This window comes from Streptomyces sp. STR69 (assembly GCF_024519455.1).
In the GTDB taxonomy this organism is placed as follows: Bacteria; Actinomycetota; Actinomycetes; order Streptomycetales; family Streptomycetaceae; genus Streptomyces.
The window spans coordinates 68,183-91,933 of the sequence record NZ_JALJRY010000037.1; the positions used below are offsets into that span (position 1 = coordinate 68,183).

Genomic DNA, 23,751 nt, shown 5'->3' on the forward strand with positions numbered 1-23,751 from the left:
CTACCAAACCCACGAGGAGAACGGCTCCCACCCCATGACCTCGGTCACGTCGCTCACGGATCTCGTCCACCAGCGCCTCTCGGACGCCCTCGCTTCCACCCTCCCGGAAGCCGACGGAGTCGACCCCCTGCTGCGCCGGAGCGACCGTGCCGACTTCCAGGCGAACGGCATCCTCGCCCTCGCCAAGAAGGCCAAGGCCAACCCCCGGGAGCTGGCGACGCAGGTCGTCTCGCACATCACGACCGGCGACGTGATCCAGGACATCGAGGTCTCCGGCCCCGGCTTCCTGAACATCACGGTCGGCGACCGGGCGATCACCGAGAACCTGGCCGCACGCTACGCCGACCCGGCCCGCCTCGGTGTGCCCCTGGTGGAGCACCCGGGTACGACGGTCATCGACTACGCGCAGCCGAACGTGGCGAAGGAGATGCACGTCGGTCACCTCCGTTCCGCGGTGATCGGTGACGCGCTGGTCCAACTCCTGGAGTTCACCGGCGAGTCGGTGGTCCGGCGGCACCACATCGGCGACTGGGGCACCCAGTTCGGGATGCTGATCCAGTATCTGGACGAGCACCCGGGCGAGTTGGACCACGGCGATGCGGAGGTCTCCGGCGAGGAGGCGATGTCGAACCTCGACCGGCTGTACAAGGCGGCGCGCAAACTCTTCGACTCCGACGAGGAGTTCAAGACGCGGGCGCGGCGCAGGGTGGTGGATCTCCAGGCGGGCGAGCCGAAGACGCTGGCCGCGTGGCAGAAGTTCGTGGACGAGTCGAAGATCTACTTCTTCTCCGTCTTCGAGAAGCTGGACATGGAGATCCGGGACCCGGACATCGTCGGCGAGTCGGGCTACAACGACATGCTGGACGAGACCTGCCGGCTGCTCGAGGAGTCCGGGGTCGCGGAGATCTCGGACGGCGCGCTGTGCGTGTTCTTCGACGACATCAAGGGCCCGGACGGCAACCGGACCCCGCTGATCGTCCGCAAGTCCGACGGCGGCTACGGCTACGCGGCGACGGACCTGTCCGCGATCAGGGACCGGGTCTTCAACCTGAAGGCGACCAGCCTCCTCTACGTGGTCGACGTCCGGCAGTCCCTGCACTTCAAGATGGTCTTCGAGACCGCGCGGCGGGCCGGCTGGCTGAACGACGACGTCTCGGCGTTCCAGCTGGCGTTCGGCACGATCCTCGGCAAGGACGGCAAGCCGTTCAAGACGCGTGAGGGCGTGTCGGTGAAGCTGGAGGACCTCCTCGACGAGGCGGTGCAGCGGGCGACCGCGGTCGTACGGGAGAAGGCCGAGAAGGTGGGCCTGACCGAGCAGGAGATCGTCGAGAACGGCCGGTACGTCGGGATCGGCGCGGTGAAGTACGCCGACCTGTCGACGTCCGCGGTGCGGGACTACAAGTTCGACCTGGACCAGATGGTGTCGCTGAGCGGTGACACGTCGGTGTACCTGCAGTACGCGTACGCCCGTATCCAGTCGATCCTGCGCAAGGCGGGCGAGGCCCGGCCGCTGGCTCATCCGGAGCTCGAACTGGCAGGTGCGGAGCGGGCGTTGGGCCTGCACCTGGACCAGTTCAGCGAGGTGGTGGCGGACGCGGCGAAGGAGTACGCCCCGCACAAGCTGACGGCGTACCTGTACCAACTGGCGTCGCTGCTCACGACGTTCTACGACCAGTGCCACGTGCTGTCGCCCGACAACGCCCCGGAGGTCGTGGAGAACCGCCTGTTCCTGGTGGACTTGACGGCTCGGACGTTGCAGCGGGGGATGGGGTTGCTGGGGATCAGGACGCCCGAGAAGCTCTGACCCCTAGGCCGGTTCGGCGGGCGGCCCGGGCTGCCCGCCGTCGGACCTACCTGATGTGGTCTTCCTGGAGTTCCGCCGTGTGACGGTCGGTAAAGCGGTTGACCATTCGGCTGGCCTCACGGTGCGGGAGCGTGAGGCCGTACGTGGCCACTACTGCGCCCCGGAACCGGCCCCCGGTCGGGTAGCTGCCGTCGATCGACTTCTTGGCGTCATTGAGCATGCGGTCGGCCTCCGCGCGGGCTTTCTTCAGACTCTCCCGCCGGGCCGAGCCGGTCTGTTCCACCCACTGAAGGAGCTCCCAGGCCCGCTTGAGGACCAGCCCCGACACGGAGCGACCGCGTCCCAATTGCGTGACGTCCAGGATGTTCCCGCCCGGCTCGGTCAACGTGTGATCGGCCAGGAGAGTGCAGAGGGACTCGTAGACGGCGGAACTGCGCGAGCAGTGGCCCGTCTGCCATCCCGCGCCGTTGGCCGGTCGTGCGCCGGGGGAGGGGCTATGCGCCGGCGTTTCCGTCACGCAGGGAATGGATCATGCTCCGCAGGATCCGGAGCGCGTCCGACCGCTCGGTCTCGGTCATGCCGGCCAGCATTCTGACCTCGACGGACCGGACCGCTGCGGTCGCCCTCTCCAGACTCCGTCGGCCGCGAGGCGTGAGCCGCGTGGGCAGAACCTTCCCGACGGGGGCCGCCGCGGGCCTGGTCACGTAGCCGTCTCGTTCCAAGGTCTGGAGCAGCACGTTCATCGTCTGCCGGGTCACGAACGCGCCCCGCGCGAGCTCGGAGTTCGACAAGCCCGGCCGCTGAGCCAGCAGTTCGAGGCAGGAGTAGTGCGTCACGCTCATCCCGAGCGGTCGCAGCACCTCCTCCATGGCTGCACGGAGGACGCTTGACGCCTCTTTCAGCAGGTAGCCCAGTGACGTCTCCAGGTCGACGCCGGCACCGTCTTGATTCATGTCAGCATTCTGACATACATTGGCCCGTGTCAGGAATCTGACACGAAACGAAGGAGCATCGCCATGCCCGCCACCGGCCCCGACTTCATCTCGCTCCAGGCTCGCGACCTCGACACTTCGCAGGCGTTCTACGAGCAGTACCTCGGCCTCGTCCGCTCGCCGGCCGGACCTCCGCACGCCGTCGTCTTCGAGACGAAGCCGATCACGTTCGCACTCCGCGACGTCGTCCCCGGCACCGATCTCGCCTCCGTCGCACAGCCCGGCATCGGTGCCGCGATCTGGCTCCACGCCACCGACGTCCAGGCCATTCACGACGCTCTCGTCGCCGACGGCCACACCATCGTCTCCGCACCGGTCGACGGCCCCTTCGGCCGGACGTTCACCTTCGCCGACCCCGACGGCTACCAGGTCACACTCCACGACCGCACCTGATCGGCCCAACACCACCGGACTGCCACCGGCCCCCCTGCCGACCTGACGACATTCCGCCGACTGGACGACCTCGGCCTGGAAGCGGTCAACCAGCAGCACTCGGGTATTCACAGAGTGTGACCATCTTCGCCGGCAGGTAGGGTCCGTGGAATGCCGAGAGTCAAGGTCAGTGTGATCGTTCCCGTCTACAACACCGGGAAGTACGTCGACGAGTGCGCCCCCTCGCTGCTGGGGCAGAGTCTGCCCGCCGACGAGTACGAGGTCGTCTATGTCGACGACGGCTCGACGGACGACACGCTGAGCCGGCTGGAGAAGATCGCCGCCGGGCATCCGAACGTCCAGGTCCACACGCAGCCCAACTCCGGCTGGCCGGGCGCCCCGCGCAACCTCGGCATGCGGCACGCGAAGGGCGAGTACATCCAGTTCGTGGACCACGACGACACCCTCGGGCCGGAGGCGCTGGAGCGGCTGTACGAGCACGCGAAGCGCAACGACGCCGACGTCGTCCTCGGCAAGATGTCCAGCACGATGGTGCGGCCCCGGCGGCTGTTCCGGCACACGGTGGACGCCTGCACGATCGAGAACGACGAGCTGATGCAGAGCATGTCGCCGCACAAGATGTTCCGGCGGGCGTTCGTCGAGGAGCACGGGCTGCGGTTCCCCGAGGGCCCGTGGATCCTGGAGGACCTGGCGTTCGTGAGCGCCGCGTACCTCAAGGCGGAACGGATCGCGATCCTCGCCGACTATCCCGTCTACTACTGGATGAAGCGCGACGACGGCGGCAACAACACCCAGCACCGCTTCAACCCGAAGCACGGTTTCTGGGCCAACACCCGCACGATCGCCGGTCAGATCAAGGACGGTACGCCCCCGTCCGACGACATCGACGCGCTCCAGAACCGCCTCCTCCACCGCCTCTACCACGTCGAGGTCCTCTCCCGGACCCGCGAGCCCGAGATCCTGCGCGAGGACCCGGCCGAGCAGCGGCAGCGTTTCGAGGCGGCGCGGGAAGTGGCCGTGGAGGAGTTCCCGCCGGCCGTCCGGGAAGGCCTGCCCGCCGTGTCCCGGCTGCGTGCCACCCTCCTGGAGGCCGGTGACTTCGACGGCGCGGTGGCGCTCGCGGAGCGCGTCCGCGAGGTGAAGGCCCGCAGCGAGGTGAGCGGCCTGCACTGGGAGGACGGCCGCCTGGTCGCCGATGTCACGCTGGACCTGCTGAGGGGCGACGGCGAACCGCTCGTCCTGGTCGAACGGGACGGAAAGCAGTACCTGGACCCGGAGTTGCTGGCCGGAGTGCCGGGCACGGAGGACGGCTGGGAGGTCCGCGACCCCTTCCGGCTGGCGTACGCGGAGCTGGTGGTCAAGGACCGGGACCGCGAGGACTGGTGGTACCCGGAGGGCGACCTCGACATGCGGCTACGGCCCCTCGGGGAGGGCCGTTCGCAGGTCGTCGCCACCGGGCGACTGCGCCTGGACCCGGAGCACTTGGCGGGCGGGCGTCCGCTGGAGCGCGGGGTCCACGACGTATGGGCGTACGTCCAACTCCTGGGCGTCGACCGGATGGTGCGCGTGACGGGCGACGGTACGGCGGGCGGCCCGGCGGCGGGTCCGGCGCTGACCGGCGGCAGGCTGGCGCTCCCGTACTGGACCGGCAGCGGTCAGCTCGCCCTCGACGTGGACCAGCGCCAGCGCCAGCTGGGACAAGACATCCGGGCCGCGGCAGTGGCCAACTCCGAGCGGGGCGAGGGCACTTCGCTCCCGTTGCCCTACATGGCGGCGACAGCGGACGGCACTCCCGCCCGCCTGAAGGTCACCGTGGCCATGCAGGGAGCGGAGGCCGAGCTGCTCCCCCTCCCCGGCGCGACCGCGACCACGGCCCAACTGCGCCTCCCCGCACGCCTGAAGCTCCCGTCCGGCCGCCACCCGGTCAACCTCCCGAAGACGGCCAACCCGCTCGCGTACGCCATCGTCCGCGACGGCACCGTGCTCCGTCTGGAGGGCCCGGCGTACGAGGCCGGCGGCGGACGCCGGGCCGTCGACTCGGTGGCCGACAACCGCCAAGTGCGGCGGGTACGGCGGTGGTTGGGGCTGTAGGGGTCCGCGCTACTGCACCACCTTGCCGAAGTCCGGTCAGAAAGTCTGACCGACAGGGCAGTCAAACCCCTCTCCGTACCCGTCTCTACGGGGGAAAGAGGGAGGGCGCATTGAACGCCGACGAGGAACGCGAGTTCCGCGAGTTCGTTGCGGCGCGGTCGAGATCGCTGCTGCACACGGCCTACCTGCTGACCGGGGACTGGGAGCAGGGCCGCGATCTGGTCCAGACCGCGCTCGCGTCCACCGCCCGGCGCTGGTCGCGGCTGCGCGACCGGCAGCAGCCGGAGACCTATGTGCGCCGGGCGATCTACCACGCCCAGGTGGACCGCTTCCGGCTGCTCAGCTGGGGGAAGGAGCTGGTCACCGACAGGCTGCCGGACCCGCCCGGGCAGGCCGTCGACTGGGCCGACATCGTGATCCAGCGGCAGGACATCATGGCCGCGCTGCGGCGGCTGCCCAAGCGCCAGCGCGCGGTGATCGTGCTGCGCTACTTCGAGGACCGGCCGGACCACGAGATCGCCGAGATCCTGGGCATCGCCCCAGGGACGGTCCGCAGCCAGACCCACAAGGCCCTCGCCTCCCTCCGCGCCGCCTTCGCCGAGGCGGAGCGGTCGGCCGGCGCCTCTTCCCCCGCCTCCGGAAAGGGCGTCATCGCATGAACGACTCGACCGAACAGCCTTTGCACGAAACGCTGTTGCACGATGCCCTGCACACTCATGTCCAGGAGAGCGGCGACAGCACCGCCGGTCCCTACCTGGCCGGCCTGGCCGACGGCGCACTGCGGGTCGCCCGGCGGCGGCAACGGCTGGCCCGCGCCGGGGCCTGCGTCGCCGCCGCCGCTGTGGTCGCCGTCGGCGCGGTCGCCGTCGCGGACGGCACGACCACCCAGCACGCGCACGTGGTCCAGCCCGCCGCAGGGGACACGGGGAACACCGCGAAGGCGGCCCTGCTCTCCATCCTGCCGGTCACCTCGTCCACGGAGACCGCCTGCACCCACGGCAGCGGCGGCTACACCGTGGACGCGAGCGCGACCCACCCGGCGTTCTGCGTCAAGGCCGACCGGACCAAGGGCATGACCGGCGTCCGTGTCGCCTCCGCGAAGGCCGGCAGAAGCACCCTCGACGGCACCTGGCAGGTCGAGGTGACCCTCACTCCCGCCGACCGGACCCGCTTCGCCGCCCTCACCGGCTCCATCGCCTCGGCCCCGCCCCCGCGCAACGGATTCGCCATCGTCATCGACGGCAAGCTCTGGGGCAACCCCAGCGTGACCGCCTCGATCACCGGCGGCCGTCTCGAAATCGTCGGCGCCTACGTCGGGGACCTCACCAGCACCACCGCCCACGACCTCGCCCTCCGGCTGAACGCCGACGGATGACCCGATGCCGGAGGGCGGGGGTGAGCCGCGAACGACGGGAGTCACTGAGCAGCCTCGACTTCATACCCCCGCCAACCGACGAGCCGTGACGAACTCGGCCCACACCACCTTGCCCAAGTCCCGTTCCGCCACGCCCCACTTGTCGGCCAGCGCGTCGACGAGCAACAGCCCGCGCCCACCCTCGTCGGTGTCATCGGAGTGGGCGTCGAGGTGCGGGACGCCGCCGCCGCTGTCGTGCACCTCGACCCGCACCACCCGGCCGTCGTAGCGCAGGAACACCCGGAACTGCCGCCCCGGCGGCACCCCGTGCACCAACGCGTTGGTCGCCAACTCGCTGACGCACAGCAGCACATCGCCACCGCGCTCGGCGTCGGCGAGACCCCACTCGGCCAGAAACGCGTGAGCGAAGTGCCTGGCGGCGGGAACGGACCGGCGTTCGCGCCGGAAGAACTTCTCACTCGGGTTCACGGGACAAGAGTTGCTGAGCGTCACTACTGTTGACAGGGCGTGAGGCCCATCTCCCGTTTTGTACGGGCGGAGTACGGGTCCGTGCGGGGTCCGAAACGGGTGGATGTGGGGAGCACCACAGCATGAACTCCAAGAAGAACCGCTCGACGATGCGGCTGCTGGGCTCACAGGTCAAAGCGGCCCGCATGGCCGCCGGACTGACACAACGTCAGCTCGCCGAACGGGCCATGGTCGACGAGGAGACCATCGCGTCCATCGAACAGGGCAGGCGACGACTGATGCTGTCGCTGGCCAAGACGCTGGATCTGATCCTCGACACGAAGGGCACGCTGGCGGCGGGGGTCGACAACCTCCCGGAGATCGACCAATTCCCGCTCTACGCCGAGGAGTACATGCTGCATGAGCGGGAGGCCATCTCCCTCTCCTGGTACGACAACGCGGTCATCCCCTGTCTGCTCCAGACCACCGAGTTCGCCCGCGCGGTCCTGGCGGAACGCATTCCGGCCTACGACGAGGACGAGATCGCGGCGAAGCTGGCAGGCCGTATCGAGCGGCAGGAGATCCTGCAGCGCAAGAACCCGCCGACGATGAGCTTCGTGATCTGGGAGCCGGTGCTGCATCTCGGCATCGGGACGCCGGAAGCCCGTCGCGAGCAACTCCGATTCCTGCGAGAGTGTGCCGAACTCCCAGGCCTCTCACTCCAGTTCCTGCCGATGAACGCCTCCTCGCATGCCGGGCTAAACGGCCCCTTCACACTCCTGGAAACACCGGACCACCAGCACTTGGCCTACACCGAGGGACAACGCGGCAGCCAGTGGGTTTCCGACCTGGATGAGGTGTCCATCCTCGCGCGCAAATATGCGATGCTGCGGTCACAGGCCTTGTCCCCTCAGGAGTCAAGGGACCTGCTCGACCGTCTGCTAGGAGATCCATGAGCACCGCACTTGAGTGGTTCAAGTCGAGCTACAGCGGCAGCGAAGGCGGCGCCTGCCTCGAAGTCGCCTACGCCTGGCGCAAGTCCAGCTACAGCGGCGACGAAGGCGGGCAGTGCGTCGAAGTCGCAACCTGCCCCCACACCATCCACATCCGTGACTCCAAGAACCCGGCAGACAGCGGCCCCACCCTCACCGTCTCCCCCACCGCGTGGACCGCGTTCACGACCCACTCGGCCGCCCGCTAGCCGATCGCGCGAAGCGTGCGGTGGCGGAGCCGTTCCAAGGCCTGGGCCGTCGTCTCGTCGGCGGGCAGGAGAACGACCAGTTCCTGCGCGTCCGTGCGCGGCAGCTCCAACCGCTCGCGCTGCCAACGCAGTTCGTGCCCGGTGCGGAGCGGGACCTGTGGTGGAGGCAGGTGGCGGTTGAGGCGGCGCGTGAACTCCTGCCCGGCCAGCGGAGCGAGTTCCGCCGTGAACCACTCCGAGGTCTCCAGGGACGGTCCGAGCCACAGGTCGAAGGCCTGCTCGTCGGCCACCTGGTCCCAGTCGGGGAAGAACGTCCGGGCGCGCGGATCGGTGAACACATAGCGCGTCAGGTTCGGTTCCCGGGTGTCCAGCAGCCCGCTGCCGCGCATCACCAGCTCGAACCCCGTGGTGTGCGCGAGCACGTCGCCCAGGCGGTTGGTGACGAACGCGGGTGAGGGATCGAGGAGTTGGAGGGTCGCCAGCACGGTCGGGCGGACCTCGCGGCTGGGCGGCGCGGGCCGCCGGTGCGAGGGGCAGGCTCCGCCGGTGATCTTGGTGAGGTAGCGGAGGTGTTCGCGTTCCGCCGCGTCCAGGCTCAGGGCGTCGGCGAGCGCGTTGACCACGGCGGGGGACGGGTTACGGTCCCGTCCCTGCTCGATACGGGTGAGGTACTCGACACTGATCCCGGCGCGGGCGGCCAGGTCCGAGCGTCGTAGGCCTGGTGAGCGTCGGCGGCCCCGCTCGGGGATCCCGAACGACTCGGGCTGGATGCTGTCGCGCTTGGCTCGGACGAAGTCGCCCAGTGGCGTGCCCATGACTCGAAGTTTAGTGGCGGGGCCGGTTCGCCCGAATGTCTCAGCGTGGCCCTGCGGGGGCCAGCCTGCGCCCGGTCTGGTTACCGCTTCGGCGGCAGCCGACTGTGGAGCACATGAGCGAGAAGCAGCAGCAGAAGAAGAACCACAAGCTGGTCATCGTCATCGGGAGCGTCCGCGAAGGGCGGTTCGGGCCCGTCGTCGCCTCCTGGGTCGCCGAACAGGCGCGCGTGCACGGCGGGTTCGACGTAGAGGTCGTCGACCTGGCCGACGTCGAGATCCCCCTGTCGCTGCCGGCGTCGTCACCGAAGTACGCCGGCGACTCCTACCCGCGCCCCGAAGCGATGGCGCCCCTGACGTCCAGCCTGGCGGGGGCGGAGGCGTTCATCCTGGTCACGCCCGAGTACAACCACAGCTACCCCGCCGCTCTGAAGGCCGCCATCGACTGGCACTTCACCCAGTGGACGGCCAAGCCCGTGGCCTTCGTCAGCTACGGCGGCGCGGCCGGCGGCCGTCATGCCGTCCTCCACCTGGAGAACGTCCTCACCGAACTGCACGCGGTGACCGTCCGCGACGGCCTGGCGTTCCCGAACTACTTCACCGCGTGGGAGGACGGACAGCCCCTGGACCCCCAGGCGCCCGGCTACGCCAAGACCCTGCTGGACCAACTCGCCTGGTGGGCCGCCGCCTTGAGCGCGGCACGCGAGGCGAGCCCGTACCCGGCCTGACCGGACTCCGACTGTCAGTGGCCGCCTCTAAAGTCTCTGGCATGGCGACTCTTCCCAACCCGCTGCCGAAGCTGGCGGCCGACCCGAGCGGCAGCTCGCTCGGGCTTGAACTCCCTGCCGGGAGACTGATCGACACGACGTCCGAAGTCCCGTCGGACGAACCGCTGTTGTGGTGCGCGGACGGACCGGCGGGGCCCGGTGACTACGACGCGCTGCGGTCCGCGCGCACCGCCGGGCTCCTCCCGCTGCTCATGGACGTGAACGGCGACCAAGGCGGCCCGGAGGAATGGGAGTTGAGCCCCGACGAGATGTCATATCCCGGGGACCACGACGCCGACGAGGTGCTGGAGGATTTCTGGGAGGAGTACACGGACGAGGGCGACGAGTGGCCCGGCCTCGCCGAACCGCTCACCCTGGTCGCCGATCCCGACGAGCGGGCGGCCGAGGTCGCCGACTCCCTGGCGGGCGGCGGGCCGGGGTTCAAGGCACCGCACCTCGCCCTGGTGCCGGCCCGCCGCAGCGCGGACATCCCGGCGGCGATCGGCTGGATGGGCCCCGCCAACCACGAGAACGACACGGCCCGCCTGTGCGCGGTCCTCCGTTCCTGGGAGGACCGCTTCGGCATACGGGTCGTGGCCCTCGGCTTCGACCGGCTGACCGTGTCCGTGGCGGCCCCGCCCGCCGACCTCGACGAGGCCGAGGAAGTGGCCGCCGAGCACTTCGCCTTCTGCCCGGACGACATCGGCGACCTGGAGACGTACGCCCAGAAGCTGATCGACCAACCCACTTGGTCCTTCTGGTGGGACTGACCCGAGCCTGAGGCGTCACCGCACTCCGGTGGTGGGGGCCGGCGGCCCGGGATACGTTCGGGAGACCCGTCCCCTTTGTCGCCCACCGGAGGCTGTGATGAGCGGAAGCGAGCCCGACCGGCCGCAGGAGCTGGCCGGTCAGACCGTCGTCGTGATCGGGGCGAGCTCGGGCATCGGGCTCGAAACCGCGCGCCAGGTCCGCGCCACCGGTGGCCAGGTGATCATGGTCGCGCGGGATCCGCAGCGGCTGGAGCGCGCGGCTGCGGAGGTCGGGCCGCTGAGCACCGCGATCCTCGACGCCTTCGACACGGACCGGCTCCGGGAGTTCTTCGGTGACCTGCCCGACCCGGTCGACCACGTCCTCTCGACCGTCGGCGGCCCCTTGTACGGGCCGCTGGCCGACCTGGACCTGGCGGAGACAGGCCGGTACTTCGGCGAACGCGTCGCCATGGTGCTCGGGATCGCCAAGTACGGCCGGGAAAGGGTCCGGGACGGCGGCACGCTGCTGTTCATCGGCGGCACGGGCGGTCGCCGCCCCGGCGTCGGCATGTCCGTCATCGCCGCGATGACCGCAGCCCTCCCCGCCCTCACCGCGAACCTGGCCCTCGAACTGGCGCCGGTCCGGGTGAACGTCATCGCCCCCGGATTCGTCGACACCCCGCTGTCGGCCTCGCTCCTGGGCGACCGGCTCGACGCCCGGCGGGAAGAACTCCGCGCCTCGCTCCCCATCCGCCGGGTCGTCGGGCCGGCGGACGTCGCCGCCCTGGCCGTACACATCATGCGCAACGAGGCCCTGACGGGCGCGACCTACGACATCGACGGCGGGCAGCAGCTGCTGCCCCAGTGACCGTTGACCGTTCAGGTCAGCAGCTTCGTCCCCTCCGGCGCCTCGATCCCGAACTCCTCGTCCAGCACCAGCCGTACGTCACCCTCGTCCGTCAACTCCCGCTCGCTCACCCCGCCGTCGGCCCGCGTCTCGGTCAACCGGCCGCCGTGGAGCAGGAGATGGCGTTCGGGGGTGACCCGCTGGACGAAGAGGCGCTGGGTGAAGGGGGAGCGCGGGTTCGTGGCGATGTGCCAGTTGATCACCTCGAAGTCGACGTGCTCGAAGGGCTCCAGGGTGAAGGCGTACTGCGGCTGCCAGGAGCCGTCGGCGCCGTGGGCCTCCAGCATCCACATGTCCAACGGGCCGCGATGCGGCACCCGGACGAACCGGTGCCGGCGCCCCGCGTCCTCGAACTCCCCGCCGAGCGCGAGGGGCACCGGTTCCAGCAGCGCGCCGATCGCCCCGAACCCGACGTCCGCCAGATACGGCTGCGGGTCGCCCGGCACATCCACGCGGAGCGTCATATGGGTGCGCGGGCGGCTCTCGATCCGGTCCGTGCCGACGACCACCCGGGCCGTCAGCAGGGTCACCCCGAAGCCGAGCGCCCGTAGCGCGGTGGCGAGCAGCGTGTTCTGCTCGTAGCAGTAGCCACCACGCCGGCTCCGCACCAACTTGGCCATCAGATCGGTCAGTTCGAGGGAGGGAGCGGTACGCCGGAGCGCGTCGAGGTTCTCGAAGGGGATGCCCCGCATGTGCGCGAGGTGCACCCCCTTCAGCGTCGCGGTGTCGGGCCGCCGCTCCCCCGCCCACCCGAGGTGGGCGAGGTATGCGTCGAGGTCGAAGCCATCACTGTCGGACATGCGCCCAGCCTAGGCAACGCGATGCCCCGCCCGGCTCACTGCTGCGTGGCCGGCTCCAGCGCCTCCACCGCCGCCGCGGCGGCCGAGGAGTCGGGGCCGTAGAAGATGTCGATGTCGACCTCCTCGCCGCCCATCGTGAGGGTGTCCCACGCGCCGCTGAGGACCAGCATGCGCAGGGTGCGGTCCTCCAGGGTCGCGAGGCGTTCGAGGATCGCCTCGTCGTCCGGCATGCCGGGCAGGCGGGGCGCCAACCTGTCCCGGATCGCTGCCATGCGCGCCAGCAGCGTGGCCGTGTCCGCCTCGCGGTCGGGTTCCTCGGTGATGCCGTCGATACCGTGGTCGATGATGTCCTTGATGGCCCAGGTGACGCCCTGGTCGTCGGTGGTGACCATGGCCTTCCAGGCGCGGCTCTTGTGCCGGTACTGGAGCATCGACATGGCGGCCTCGTGCCGCAGGAAGTCGGCGTCGCGGAAGGGCCGGCCGTTCCAGGCGCTGTTGAGGGAGCGGGCCAGCGAAATGGCGGACGCCAGGCCGCTGTTGAGGCCCCGGCCGGGCCAGAAGTGGATGGAGTTGGCCGCGTCGCCGAGGAGGAAGCCGTAGGTGCCGGGGGTGTTGACGGTCGGGGGCAGCAACTCGGCGGAGAAGCGCGGGCGTTGGACCATGTCGAGGCGGAAGCTGGTGACCGCGGACAGGTCCTGGGACTTGACGTCGAAGAGCCGCAGCCCCTCGTGCACCCGCTTCCACAGGGGCGAGCCCTTGATGAGGGCGGGGAGGAACAGCGTGCCGTGGGTGGCGCACTGGAAGTCGCCGTGCTCGTCGCGGTTCATCAGGCACGGGCGGGAGGCGATGCACTCCTCGAAGACGCGGCGGACCGGGTCGATGCCGATGACCTCCGTCAACTCGGCGTCGGTGAGCCGCATGTTGAGGAAGCCCTCGCCGCGCAACGAGTTGAGCAGGAACCGGTTCTGAGCGACCGTCAGCAGGATCGCCATGGGGTCGGGGAGTTCCGACTTGACGCGCAGACCGAGGACGACGTCCCGCAGGTGGACACCGTCGAGGGAGTAGATCGACTCGTCGGCCTTGCCGAAGCGGGCCGCGAAGTGCTCGCGCGTGCGCGACCGGCCGCCGTCACAGATGGCGAGCACGTGCTGCGAGGCGAGTTCGTCGCGCTGGTCCGCCGGGTCGAACTTGGCGGGGATCAGCCGTATTCGGTCCCGCTTCTCGTTCGCCAGCTCCAGCAGCTTGTCCTCGATGTAGGCGATCCGCATGTTGCGCGGGTGGTGGTCGCCGATCGAGTCCGGGCCCGACGGCCACATCTCGGTGTAGTTCTCGGGCTCGAAGAGCCGGTCCTGCACGCACTGCGGCCAGGCGAGGTACTGCCGGCTCTGCACGGTCACCACCTGCTGGCGCCGTACGTTGCCCTCGTCCGCGCTCTTCCAGACGACGGTACGGCCCTGCCTGCGCCACCGGCCCTCGTAGACGGTGATCTTGACCTGGGCGCCGAGGAAGTGCTCCAGGAGCAGGGCCATGGAGAGGCCGACCGGGCCGCCGCCGACGACGGTGACCCGCAGCTCCGAGCCGTCGCTCTCCTCCGGGTGGGTCACCGACCGGGGCAGGTTGAGCGCCATGAGGGTCTGCATGGCGTCCGCGACCTCGAAGCGGAACTCCTGGTCGCCGATGGTGATTTCATCGCCGGGCTGCAGCAGCCGGGACTCCACCTCCTCGCCGTTGACCTGGGTGCCGTTGCTGCTGCCGAGGTCACTCAGGACGTATCCCGTGTCCTGGTCGAAGACGATCTCCGCGTGGAAGCGGGAGACGCTCGGGCTGGCGATGACGACCGTGTTCCCCGCGTTGCGTCCGAAGGTGACGCGGGTGTCGACGATCGGGATGCGCTCTCCCGCGAGCAGGCCTTCGCGTCCGACGAGCACCGGTGCCATGGCATTCCCTCCCAGTGGTCAACTCGGCGCGCCTCCAAGGGGATTCGCCCATTCAAGGAACTCCGGCCGCCTTAAGCGCACTACCCCGGGAACGAATCCGCTAGTCAGCCCACCCGGTCCCGCAGCCCCTCCCCCAGCCTCCTGAGCCCCTCCCGGATCTCCTCCGGCGTCTGCGTCACGAAGCACAACCGCATCGTCGACCGGTCGGGCTCCCCGGCGTAGAAGGGCGCGCCCGGCACATAGGCCACGTTCTGCCGCAGCACCCGTGACACCAGTTCCGTCGTGTCGTACGACTCCGGAAGTCGCGCCCACAGGAACATGCCGCCCTCGGGCCGCTCCCAACTCGACCCCTCCGGAAGCGAGTTGGCAAGCCCCCCGAGCATGGCGTCCCGCCGCTCCCGGTACACGGCGGCCACCCCCGCCACATGCGCGTCGAGGTCGTTGTCCGCCAAGTACCGTGCTGCGGCGAGCTGGTTGACGGTCGGGGTGTGCAGGTCGGCGGCCTGCTTGGCGACGACACAGGCCCGCAGCAGCGCCCCGGGCGCCCGCAGCCAGCCGAGCCGCAGCCCCGGCGCCATCACCTTGGAGAAGGAGCCGAGCAGCACCGTACGGTCCGCCGCGCCCTCGTGAGCCGCGATCCACGGCAACCGCTCGCCCTCGAAGCGGAGTTCGCCGTAGGGGTCGTCCTCCACGATCCACAGCCCGCGCCGCGCGGCGACGGCGGCGACCGCGGCCCGACGGGCGGCGGGCAGGGTGCGGCCGGTGGGGTTCTGGAAGGTCGGCACGGTGTAGAGCAGCTTGGGCCGCTCCCGCACCACGAGTTCGTCCAGCGCTTCCGGGTCCAGCCCGTCGGAGTCGCTGGGCACGCCGACGACCCGCGCACCGGCGAACGCGAAGACCTGAAGTGCCGCCAGATAACAGGGACTTTCGACCAGGACGACGTCCCCCGGCTCCAGCAGCGCGGTCGCCAGCAGCGAGAGCGCCTGCTGCGATCCGGTGGTGACGAGCAGGTCGTCGGCGTCGGTGGGCAGCCCGCGGACGGAGGTCCGCTCGGCGAGCGCGGCCCGCAGCACCGGCTCGCCCTCGGTCGTCGCGTACTGCAGCGCCGGCGCGGGCGTCTCGGCGAACACCGCCTGGTAGGCCGCGGCGATACCGGTGGCGTCGAAGAGTTCGGGGGCCGGGAGCCCGCCCGCGAAGTTGATCACCTCGGGGCGGGCGGTGACGGCGAGGATGTCCCGCACCGGCGAACCGCCGATCGCACGGGCCCGGGCGGCGAGCGGCGGCATGGGGGCAAGGGGGCCAAGGACTGGCTCGGTCACGGTCATGCTCTCAGCGTAGGAAAGTACCTGGCACCTACAAACACGTTTCCGCGATCCGGACGCCCACCGCTCGACCGGTTTCAGGCCTTCGTGCCGGTCGCCCCGTAGACGTTGATGTCGTCGTCCGTCACATCGTTGATGTCCCGGTAGGTGATCTTCTCGATGTCGTCGAGACTGTCGAAGTACGCCTGCTCCACGGCCGGCGGGGCCGGTGCCGGGCCGGGGTGCCACCGGTGGGCGGTGACGACACCGGGCTCGTCCAGGGTGACCCCCCGGGCCTCGGTGAAGAACCGCTCGACCTCGGCCTTCGTACGGAACACGAAGGTGAACCCCCGCTCCGTGTACGTCCGTTGGACCGCGCGGGTCGGGATCGGGTGGATCTCGTCGGTGAGGTGGCTGAGCACCAGGTGGCTGCCGGACGGCAGCACGTCCACCAGCTCGCGCACCAGCGGGTACGCCTCCTCGTCCTCGACGAAGTGCAGGATCGCCACCAGCAGCAGCGCGATCGGCTCGTTGAAGTCGAGGGTCTTGGCGGCCTGTTCGAGGATGTCGTCCGGGCGGCGCAGGTCGGCGTCGATGTAGTCGGTACGGCCCTCGTCCGTGCTGGTGAGCAGCGCGCGGGCGTGCGCCAGGACCACCGGGTCGTTGTCGACGTACACGATCCGCGACTCGGGGGCGATGCCCTGGGCGATCTGGTGCACGTTCTCCGCGGTGGGCAGCCCGGTGCCGATGTCGAGGAACTGGCGGACACCGTGCTCCTGCGACAGCCGGGTCACCGCGCGGCGCATGAAGTCGCGGTTGTGCCGGACGTCGAGATAGCCGCGCGGGTTGGCGGCGAGCCCGGCGGCGGCGGCCTCGCGGTCGACCGGGTAGTTGTCCTTGCCGCCGAGGAAGACGTCGTAGACGCGGGCCGGGTGCGCCTTGGTGGTGTCGATCCTCCTTCTCAGCTCGGCGGGATCTTGGCTGAGGGCGTCGCCGGGCATGTGTGTCTCCCAGGAGAGTGGGTCATGGGCCAACCGGAACGGTGCTCACATGCAGTGGTGCTCAAGTGCAGTGGTCAACAACCTAACTCCCGGCGGGACTTGATGGTGCCCAAGTGGGAGGAAGGGTCCCGGCGTCCCGTACCGTGCCCGGAAGGGACGGCGTCCCCGCAGGTCAGCGCGGGCGGGACGGTCCGGGCGTCCCGAATCCTGCGCCAGGCGTAGCGCCCGCGCGGCCCGACCGCCCAAGCTGCAACCCGTACCGCATCGCTCCGACAGGGGGACCCATGCCCGTCCGCACCACCCGCGTCCGCCTCGTGGCCACCGTGACGGCGGCCGTGCTCGCCGCACTGCTGCTCACGGGCTGCAAGGACGGCATGGGCGTACGCGACGAGGGCCCGTCGGGCACGACTCCCACCGCACATTCCCCGCGCTGAGGGCCGGTGCCGGGGTCAGGCGTGCGCCGGGATCCGCTTCGGGCACGGGCCGAACCGGTTCTCGCCCGGCTCGCTCTCCGTCAGCGTGAAGATCAGCATGACGACGGTCCCGACGAACGGCACGAGCCCGATGAGGGTCCACCACCCCGAGTGATCGGTGTCGTGCAGCCGCCGGACGGTCACGGAGAGGCCGGGCAGCAGGAGCATCACGCTGAAGACGAACGCGGTGGCGACGAGCGCCGGCGACCTCCCCGAGGCGCCGAACCCGACCAGCAGGACATAGCCGACGTAGACGACCGCCACGAACACCCAGTACTCCAGGCGCCGCGCACGCCCGCCGAAGTCGGCGTACTTCCGCATCGCCTCCACGAACCAGTGCACAGCCGCCCCCTGCCCGCCCGGGTGATCCCGCTCTCGCCATTCCCTCAGTCGCGCAGCTTAAGGGCTGCCTCGACCGCCCAGTAGGTCAGGATGTTCCGCGCCCCGGCCCGCTTGATCCCGGTCAGCGTCTCGAAGATCGCCCGGTCCCGGTCCAGCCAGCCCTTCTCGGCGGCGGCCTCGACCATCGAGTACTCGCCGGAGATCTGATAGGCGACGACCGGCACGTCCGAGACCTCGGCGACCTTGGCCAGGATGTCGAGGTAGGGCCCGGCCGGCTTGACCATCACCATGTCGGCGCCCTCTTCGAGGTCGAGCGCCAACTCCCGCAGGGACTCACGGGCGTTGGCCGGGTCCTGCTGGTACGTCTTGCGGTCCCCCTTGAGCGAGGACCCGACGGCCTCGCGGAACGGACCGTAGAACGCGGACGAGTACTTGGCCGTATAGGCGAGGATCGCGACGTCCTCCCGCCCGATCTGGTCGAGCGCGTCCCGGACGACCCCGATCTGCCCGTCCATCATCCCGCTCGGCCCTACGACGTGGGCGCCCGCGTCGGCCTGCACCTGAGCCATCTCGGCGTACCGCTCCAGGGTGGCGTCGTTGTCGACCCGCCCCTGATCGTCAAGCACCCCGCAGTGCCCGTGATCGGTGGTCTCGTCGAGGCACAGGTCGGACATGACGAGCAGCTCGTCCCCGACCTCGGCCCGCACGTCCCGCAGCGCGACCTGGAGAATCCCGTCCGGGTCCGTCCCCGGCGTCCCGAGGGCGTCCTTCTTGCTCTCCTCCGGCACCCCGAACAGCATGATCCCGGAGATCCCGGCGGCCACGGCCTCGGCGGCGGCCTTCCGCAGACTGTCCCGCGTGTGCTGCACGACCCCGGGCATGGCCGCGATCGGCACCGGCTCACTGACCCCCTCCCGCACGAACGCCGGGAGGATGAAGTCGGCCGGGTGCAACCGGGTCTCGGCAACCATCCGCCGCATGACGGGGGTGGTCCGCAGCCGCCTGGGGCGCGAGCCGGGGAAGGATCCGTACGTCGTCATGACATCTACGCTACGCCCGCCCCAGGGGCACCTTTGCCGACGGTGAGTCGGTGCACATTTCGGCGCACTTTCGTGCACTTTTCAGCCCACGAGGCCCTTTCGGGGCCGAAGCGGGGGTGTGGGGGCGCAGCGTCCCACGGACGCCCGCCCCCACACACCGCAACATCAAACGCAACCTCAGGTCGTACGCCGCCGCCGAGCCCCCGGCCGACGCTCACTGGGCCGCGTAACCGGATCCCCCGCTTCCTCCGCCGCAGCCCGCCTCCGCAACCCGAAGTTCGCCAACGCCTCGGCCAACTTGTGCACGGACGGCTCCGGCGCCATCACATCCACCCGCAGCCCGTGCTCCTCGGCCGTCTTCGCCGTAGCGGGTCCGATGCACGCGATCACGGTCACGTTGTGCGGCTTCCCGGCAATCCCCACCAGGTTCCGCACGGTCGACGACGAAGTGAAGAGAACGGCGTCGAAGCCACCCCCCTTGATCGCCTCGCGCGTATCGGCAGGCGGCGGCGAGGCCCGCACGGTCCGGTAGGCGGTCACATCGTCGACCTCCCAGCCCAGCTCGATCAGCCCGGCGACAAGCGTCTCCGTGGCGATGTCGGCACGCGGCAGGAACACCCGGTCGATCGGGTCGAAGACGGGGTCGTACGGCGGCCAGTCCTCCAGCAACCCGGCGGCGGACTGCTCCCCGCTCGGCACCAGATCCGGCTTCACGCCGAAGGCGATCAGCGCCTTGGCGGTCTGCTCGCCCACCGCGGCGACCTTGATGCCCGCGAAGGCCCGGGCGTCGAGCCCGTACTCCTCGAACTTCTCACTCACGGCCTTCACCGCGTTGACCGACGTGAAGGCGATCCACTCGTAGCGGCCCGTCACCAGGCCCTTGACCGCCCGCTCCATCTGCTGGGGCGTGCGCGGCGGTTCGACGGCGATCGTCGGCACCTCGTGCGGGACGGCGCCGTAGGACCGGAGTTGGTCGGAGAGCGAGGCCGCCTGCTCCTTCGTGCGCGGGACGAGGACCTTCCAGCCGAACAGCGGCTTGGACTCGAACCACGACAACTGGTCGCGCTGGGCGGCGGCGGAACGCTCACCGACCACGGCTATCACCGGCCGGCCACCGTCCGGGGACGGCAGCACCTTCGCCTGCTTCAGCGTCTGCGCGATGGTGCCGAGGGTCGCGGACCAGGTCCGCTGACGAGTGGTCGTACCAGCCACTGTGACGGTCATGGGCGTATCGGGCTTACGACCCGCAGCCACCAGCTCACCAGCAGCCGCGGCCACGGAGTCCAGCGAGGTGGACACGACCACCGTGCCGTCCGACGCGCCGACCTCGGTCCAGCAGCGGTCCGAGGCGGTACGGGCGTCCACGAAGCGGACGTCCGCGCCCTGCGCGTCCCGCAGCGGGACACCGGCGTACGCGGGCACGCCGACGGCCGCGGCGACACCCGGGACGACCTCGAAAGGCACACCCGCGGCGACGCAGGCGAGCATTTCCTCGGCGGCGTACGTATCTAGTCCGGGGTCCCCGGACACCGCACGTACGACCCGCCTGCCGCCCCGCGCGGCCTCCATGACAAGATGTGCCGCATCCCGCACAGCGGGTAGGCCAACGGTTGTTGACACACCGTCAACTACCGTTAGTTGAGGCGTGCCCGTGCCCGGGAGCGAGCCCGAAGAAGGACTCGGATCCGGGTGCACGACGGCCACGCCCGATCGGGCGTGCGCACGTACGACGTCGAGCACCTCGTGCTCGGCGACGAGTACGTCCGCGTTCGCCAGCGCCTCCACGGCGCGCAGTGTGAGCAGTCCCGGATCTCCGGGTCCGGCACCCAGGAAGGTGACGTGCCCGTGTTCCGGACCGGCGGCGGGAAGAGTGGTGGGGCTCACTTGGCTTGCTCCCCCATCAGACCGGCCGCGCCCTGGGCGAGCATCTCGGCGGCGAGTTCGCGACCGAGCGTCAGTGCTTGGTCATGCGTCTCGGGCACGGGACCGGTGGTGGACAGCTGCACCGTACGCGAACCGTCGGTCGTGCCGACTATTCCGCGCAGGCGCATTTCCTTGACAATCTGCCCGTCGGCCAGAAGGTCGGCCAGCGCGCCCACAGGGGCGGAGCAGCCGGCCTCCAGGGCGGCGAGCAGGGACCTTTCGGCAGTCACGGCGATCCGCGTGAACGGATCGTCGAGTTCGCCGAGTGCCGCGATCAAGTCCGCGTTGTCCGCGGCACATTCGATCGCCAGGGCCCCCTGGCCGGGGGCGGGCAGAACCGTGTCGACCGACAGGAAGTCGGTCACTTCGTCGAGCCGGCCGATCCGGCTCAGTCCGGCGGCGGCCAGGACGACGGCGTCCAGCTCACCGTCCCGCACAAAGCCGATCCGGGTGTCGACGTTGCCCCGGATCGGGACCGTCTCGATGTCGAGGCCGTGGCCGCGCGCGTACGCGTTCAGCTGGGCCGTGCGCCGCGGGGAGCCCGTACCGATGCGCGCCCCGCGGGGCAGGTCGGTGAACTTCAGGGCGTCCCGGGCGACGAGTACGTCCCTCGGGTCCTCGCGCTCCGGGACGGCGGCGAGCACCAGGCCCTCGGGCTGCGCGGTCGGCAGGTCCTTCAGCGAATGAACCGCGAAGTCGACCTCACCGCCGAGCAGCGCGTCCCGCAGCGCGGTCACGAAGACTCCCGTACCGCCGATCTGGGCGAGGTGCTCGCGGGAGGTGTCGCCGTAGGTGGTGATCTCGACGAGCTCGACGGGCCGTCCGGTCACCTGGCTCACGGCGTCCGCCACCAGCCCGGACTGGGCCAGGGCGAGTCTGCTCCGCCTGGTCCCGAGCCTCAGTGGTGCCTTGCTACTCATGCTGGCCCTCGGTTCTTGCTGTTCTCAGGTTCGTCGTCGGCTCGTTGTGCCCAGGTGACGGAGGCCACCGTCTCCTGGTCGAGGTCGAACAGGGTGCGCAGCGCGTCCGCGTACCCGGCGCCGCCGGGCTCGGCCGCGAGCTGCTTGACCCGCACGGTCGGCGCGTGCAGCAGCTTGTCGACGACCCGTCGTACGGTCTGCGTGATCTCGGCGCGGTGCTTGTCGTCGAGGCCGGGCAGCCGTCCGTCGAGCCGGGCGATCTCGCCCGCCACGACCTCGGCGGCCATGGCGCGCAGGGCGACCACGGTCGGCGTGATGTGCGCGGCCCGCAGGGCTGCCCCGAAGGCCGCGACCTCGTCGGAGACGATACGCCTGACCGCGTCCACGTCGGCCGCCATCGGAGCGTCCGCCGAGGCCTCGGCGAGCGTCTCGATGTCCACCAGCCGTACTCCGGCCAGCCGGTGCACGGCGGCGTCCACGTCACGCGGCATCGCGAGGTCGAGGAGCGACAACACCGGGGCGGGGCGCGGGATCCCGGCGACGGGTTCGGGCCTGCGCCGCTCGGGGATCCGGCCGACGGTCACGGCCATGGTGGCGAGTTCGGCGATGAGTTCCGCCTCCGCCTCGGGCGTACGACGGGCCGCCTCACGACGGTCGACAGCCGTACCGCCGACCCAGGCCGCGTGCTGCTCCAGCGTCGCCGCGTCCATCCCGGCCACGGCGGCCTCCCCCATCACGGAGAAGCCGGTCGCCGCCTGCACCGCGGAGAGGTCCAGCGGACACCCGTCCTCGGCCCCGACGGAGGTCGGCGGAAGCGTTTCGCGTACGTCGCCCTTCACATCCGTACGACCGGCCGTCGCGTCCTGCGACACCCGGCCCTCGACCGCTCCCGCGACCGCCTCGGCCGTCAGGACCAGGCCCGTCGCGCCCGTGCAGGACACGGTGACATCGGCACGTGTCAGCTCGAACGGCACCGAATCCATCGGTACCGCGCGGGCCGACACGTCCGTTTCGGGGCTCTCGGTGATGATCTGAGCGAGCCGCTCGGCGCGGTCGGAGGTGCGGTTGGCGACGACGATCTCGGCGACCCCGGCGCGGGCGAGGGTCGCGGCGGCCAGCGACGACATGGAGCCGGCGCCGATCACCAGGGCGCGTTTCCCCTTCGCCCAGGCCTCTACCGGCGCCCCCGAGGAGAGCTGCTGAAGGCCGAAGGTGACCAGGGACTGGCCCGCGCGGTCGATGCCGGTCTCGGAGTGGGCGCGCTTGCCGACTCTGAGGGCCTGCTGGAACAGGTCGTTCAACAGCCGCCCGGCGGAGTGCAGTTCCTGCGCCTTGGCCAGCGAGTCCTTGATCTGGCCGAGGATCTGGCCCTCGCCGACCACCATCGAGTCGAGGCCGCAGGCCACCGAGAAGAGGTGGTGGACGGCCCGGTCCTCGTAGTGCACGTAGAGATAAGGAGTGAGCTCGTCGAGACCGACCCCGCTGTGCTGGGCGAGCAGGGTGGAGAGTTCGGCGACGCCCGCGTGGAACTTGTCCACGTCGGCGTAGAGCTCGATGCGGTTGCAGGTGGCCAACACCGCGGCCTCGGTGGCCGGTTCGGCGGCGACCGTGTCCTGCAGCAGCTTGATCTGGGCGTCCTCGTTCAGCGTGGCCCGCTCCAGGACGCTGACCGGGGCGCTGCGGTGGCTCAGCCCGACGACGAGGAGACTCATGCCGGCATCACGGCGGGGACGTCCCCGTCAGGGCCCTGCTCGGCGGAGTCACCGCGGCGCGTGGCGGCCTGGTGTGCGCCGTCGGCTGCGGCGGCGGCCTCCTCGCCGGCCTTGCGCTGCTCGTGGAAGGCGAGGATCTGCAGCTCGATGGAGAGGTCGACCTTGCGTACGTCGACGCCGTCCGGAACAGTCAGCACGGTCGGCGCGAAGTTCAGGATGGACGTGACACCGGCGGCCACGAGCCGGTCGCAGACCGGCTGGGCGGCACCGGCGGGGGTGGCGATGACGCCGATGGAGACGCCGTTGTCGCTGATGATCTTTTCCAGCTCGTCCGAGTGCTGCACCGGGATGCCCGCGACGGGCTTGCCGGCCATCGCCGGGTCGGCGTCGATGAGGGCGGCCACGCGGAAGCCGCGGGAGGCGAACCCGCCGTAGTTGGCGAGGGCGGCGCCGAGGTTTCCGATACCGACGATCACGACCGGCCAGTCCTGGGTCAGGCCCAGTTCGCGGGAGATCTGGTAGACGAGGTACTCGACGTCGTAGCCCACACCACGGGTGCCGTAGGAGCCGAGGTAGGAGAAGTCCTTGCGCAGCTTCGCGGAGTTGACGCCCGCGGCGGCGGCCAGCTCCTCGGAGGAGACCGTGGGTACCGAGCGCTCCGAGAGTCCGGTCAGCGCGCGGAGGTACAGCGGGAGACGGGCGACGGTGGCCTCGGGAATCCCTCGGCTACGGGTCGCCGGTCGGTGAGTTCGGCCAGTTGCCAC

At 70.4% G+C, this 23,751-nt stretch carries 24 protein-coding genes and 1 pseudogene; 11 read left to right on the top strand and 14 right to left on the bottom strand.

All coding sequences use genetic code 11. The annotated features are described in order from the left end of the window. Positions 1-34 precede the first annotated feature (34 nt). Entirely contained in the window at positions 35-1,804 is a 1,770-nt protein-coding gene (argS, locus tag OC490_RS42990; protein WP_262063500.1) for an arginine--tRNA ligase, read from the top strand. A 46-nt stretch (positions 1,805-1,850) separates the two neighbouring features. Here the strand turns inward: argS and OC490_RS42995 are convergent. Together OC490_RS42995 and OC490_RS43000 are read right to left on the bottom strand one after the other, a co-directional pair. Then, a pseudogene (locus OC490_RS42995) lies at positions 1,851-2,237 on the bottom strand (serine/threonine protein kinase); the annotation flags it as partial. Positions 2,238-2,298: 61 nt separating this feature from the next. Further along, positions 2,299-2,757 carry a MarR family winged helix-turn-helix transcriptional regulator gene (locus tag OC490_RS43000; RefSeq protein ID WP_262063501.1) on the bottom strand — a complete coding sequence of 153 codons (459 nt, stop codon included), beginning with the start codon at positions 2,755-2,757 and terminating at the stop codon, positions 2,299-2,301. Positions 2,758-2,820: 63 nt separating this feature from the next. On the opposite strand from OC490_RS43000, the gene OC490_RS43005 reads away from it, so the two are divergent. The 4 genes from OC490_RS43005 (at position 2,821) to OC490_RS43020 (ending at position 6,655) form a co-directional block, all read left to right on the top strand. Then, positions 2,821-3,189: a VOC family protein gene (locus OC490_RS43005; protein ID WP_262063502.1), complete on the top strand. Its 369-nt coding sequence runs from the start codon at positions 2,821-2,823 to the stop codon at positions 3,187-3,189. Positions 3,190-3,339: 150 nt separating this feature from the next. After that, on the top strand, positions 3,340-5,280 hold the full coding sequence (locus OC490_RS43010; RefSeq protein ID WP_262063503.1) for a glycosyltransferase family 2 protein: 1,941 nt from the start codon (positions 3,340-3,342) through the stop codon (positions 5,278-5,280). A 110-nt stretch (positions 5,281-5,390) separates the two neighbouring features. Further along, complete coding sequence (locus OC490_RS43015; RefSeq protein ID WP_262063504.1) at positions 5,391-5,939, top strand: SigE family RNA polymerase sigma factor; 549 nt, start codon at positions 5,391-5,393, stop codon at positions 5,937-5,939. Then, positions 5,936-6,655 carry a SecDF P1 head subdomain-containing protein gene (locus OC490_RS43020; protein ID WP_262063505.1) on the top strand — a complete coding sequence of 240 codons (720 nt, stop codon included), beginning with the start codon at positions 5,936-5,938 and terminating at the stop codon, positions 6,653-6,655. The genes OC490_RS43015 and OC490_RS43020 overlap by 4 nt, the downstream gene beginning before the upstream one ends. 60 nt (positions 6,656-6,715) lie before the next feature. Here OC490_RS43020 and OC490_RS43025 read toward each other — a convergent pair whose 3' ends face one another. Then, positions 6,716-7,123: an ATP-binding protein gene (locus tag OC490_RS43025; RefSeq protein WP_262063506.1), complete on the bottom strand. Its 408-nt coding sequence runs from the start codon at positions 7,121-7,123 to the stop codon at positions 6,716-6,718. Between the two features lie 122 nt (positions 7,124-7,245). Between OC490_RS43025 and OC490_RS43030 the strand changes: the two genes are divergently transcribed. Next, positions 7,246-8,058 (top strand): helix-turn-helix domain-containing protein, encoded by an 813-nt coding sequence (locus OC490_RS43030; protein WP_262063507.1) that lies wholly within the window; start codon positions 7,246-7,248, stop codon positions 8,056-8,058. After that, a complete protein-coding gene (locus tag OC490_RS43035; RefSeq protein WP_262063508.1) occupies positions 8,055-8,303 on the top strand; it encodes a DUF397 domain-containing protein in 249 nt (82 codons plus the stop codon). Before OC490_RS43030 ends, OC490_RS43035 begins: the two co-directional genes overlap by 4 nt. Here the strand turns inward: OC490_RS43035 and OC490_RS43040 are convergent. Continuing rightward, positions 8,300-9,118 carry a helix-turn-helix domain-containing protein gene (locus tag OC490_RS43040; RefSeq protein ID WP_262063509.1) on the bottom strand — a complete coding sequence of 273 codons (819 nt, stop codon included), beginning with the start codon at positions 9,116-9,118 and terminating at the stop codon, positions 8,300-8,302. The genes OC490_RS43035 and OC490_RS43040 overlap by 4 nt on opposite strands. A gap of 113 nt (positions 9,119-9,231) precedes the next feature. On the opposite strand from OC490_RS43040, the gene OC490_RS43045 reads away from it, so the two are divergent. The 3 genes from OC490_RS43045 (at position 9,232) to OC490_RS43055 (ending at position 11,499) form a co-directional block, all read left to right on the top strand. Then, on the top strand, positions 9,232-9,843 hold the full coding sequence (locus tag OC490_RS43045) for an NADPH-dependent FMN reductase (RefSeq protein ID WP_262063510.1): 612 nt from the start codon (positions 9,232-9,234) through the stop codon (positions 9,841-9,843). A 41-nt stretch (positions 9,844-9,884) separates the two neighbouring features. Next, entirely contained in the window at positions 9,885-10,652 is a 768-nt protein-coding gene (locus OC490_RS43050; RefSeq protein WP_262063511.1) for a DUF4253 domain-containing protein, read from the top strand. A gap of 97 nt (positions 10,653-10,749) precedes the next feature. Next, complete coding sequence (locus OC490_RS43055) at positions 10,750-11,499, top strand: SDR family oxidoreductase (protein ID WP_262063512.1); 750 nt, start codon at positions 10,750-10,752, stop codon at positions 11,497-11,499. Positions 11,500-11,510: 11 nt separating this feature from the next. On the opposite strand, the gene OC490_RS43060 is transcribed toward OC490_RS43055, so the two are convergent. The 4 genes from OC490_RS43060 to OC490_RS43075 form a co-directional block, all read right to left on the bottom strand. After that, entirely contained in the window at positions 11,511-12,338 is an 828-nt protein-coding gene (locus OC490_RS43060) for an arylamine N-acetyltransferase family protein (RefSeq protein ID WP_262063513.1), read from the bottom strand. Between the two features lie 35 nt (positions 12,339-12,373). Next, positions 12,374-14,275 (bottom strand): FHA domain-containing protein, encoded by a 1,902-nt coding sequence (locus OC490_RS43065; RefSeq protein ID WP_262063514.1) that lies wholly within the window; start codon positions 14,273-14,275, stop codon positions 12,374-12,376. Between the two features lie 104 nt (positions 14,276-14,379). Continuing rightward, positions 14,380-15,600 (bottom strand): PLP-dependent aminotransferase family protein, encoded by a 1,221-nt coding sequence (locus OC490_RS43070; protein WP_262063515.1) that lies wholly within the window; start codon positions 15,598-15,600, stop codon positions 14,380-14,382. Between the two features lie 74 nt (positions 15,601-15,674). Continuing rightward, on the bottom strand, positions 15,675-16,577 hold the full coding sequence (locus OC490_RS43075; protein ID WP_262063516.1) for an SAM-dependent methyltransferase: 903 nt from the start codon (positions 16,575-16,577) through the stop codon (positions 15,675-15,677). A 284-nt stretch (positions 16,578-16,861) separates the two neighbouring features. Here OC490_RS43075 and OC490_RS43080 point away from each other — a divergent pair, with 284 nt between their 5' ends. Continuing rightward, on the top strand, positions 16,862-17,011 hold the full coding sequence (locus OC490_RS43080) for a hypothetical protein (protein ID WP_262063517.1): 150 nt from the start codon (positions 16,862-16,864) through the stop codon (positions 17,009-17,011). A 15-nt stretch (positions 17,012-17,026) separates the two neighbouring features. On the opposite strand, the gene OC490_RS43085 is transcribed toward OC490_RS43080, so the two are convergent. From OC490_RS43085 to OC490_RS43110, 6 genes are all read right to left on the bottom strand, one after another. Beyond that, complete coding sequence (locus tag OC490_RS43085; protein ID WP_262063518.1) at positions 17,027-17,392, bottom strand: DUF805 domain-containing protein; 366 nt, start codon at positions 17,390-17,392, stop codon at positions 17,027-17,029. Positions 17,393-17,436: 44 nt separating this feature from the next. Further along, positions 17,437-18,432, bottom strand: coding sequence for a porphobilinogen synthase (hemB, locus tag OC490_RS43090; protein WP_262063519.1), 996 nt, complete (start codon positions 18,430-18,432; stop codon positions 17,437-17,439). A 177-nt stretch (positions 18,433-18,609) separates the two neighbouring features. Then, the gene (locus OC490_RS43095) at positions 18,610-20,316 is read right to left on the bottom strand and encodes a bifunctional uroporphyrinogen-III C-methyltransferase/uroporphyrinogen-III synthase (protein WP_262063520.1); all 1,707 of its coding nucleotides are present in this window, start codon (positions 20,314-20,316) and stop codon (positions 18,610-18,612) included. Further along, positions 20,313-21,275 carry a hydroxymethylbilane synthase gene (hemC, locus tag OC490_RS43100; protein ID WP_262063521.1) on the bottom strand — a complete coding sequence of 321 codons (963 nt, stop codon included), beginning with the start codon at positions 21,273-21,275 and terminating at the stop codon, positions 20,313-20,315. Before hemC ends, OC490_RS43095 begins: the two co-directional genes overlap by 4 nt. Next, on the bottom strand, positions 21,272-22,987 hold the full coding sequence (locus OC490_RS43105) for a glutamyl-tRNA reductase (RefSeq protein ID WP_262063522.1): 1,716 nt from the start codon (positions 22,985-22,987) through the stop codon (positions 21,272-21,274). The genes hemC and OC490_RS43105 overlap by 4 nt, the downstream gene beginning before the upstream one ends. Next, positions 22,984-23,751, bottom strand: coding sequence for a redox-sensing transcriptional repressor Rex (locus tag OC490_RS43110; RefSeq protein ID WP_262063523.1), 768 nt, complete (start codon positions 23,749-23,751; stop codon positions 22,984-22,986). Before OC490_RS43110 ends, OC490_RS43105 begins: the two co-directional genes overlap by 4 nt.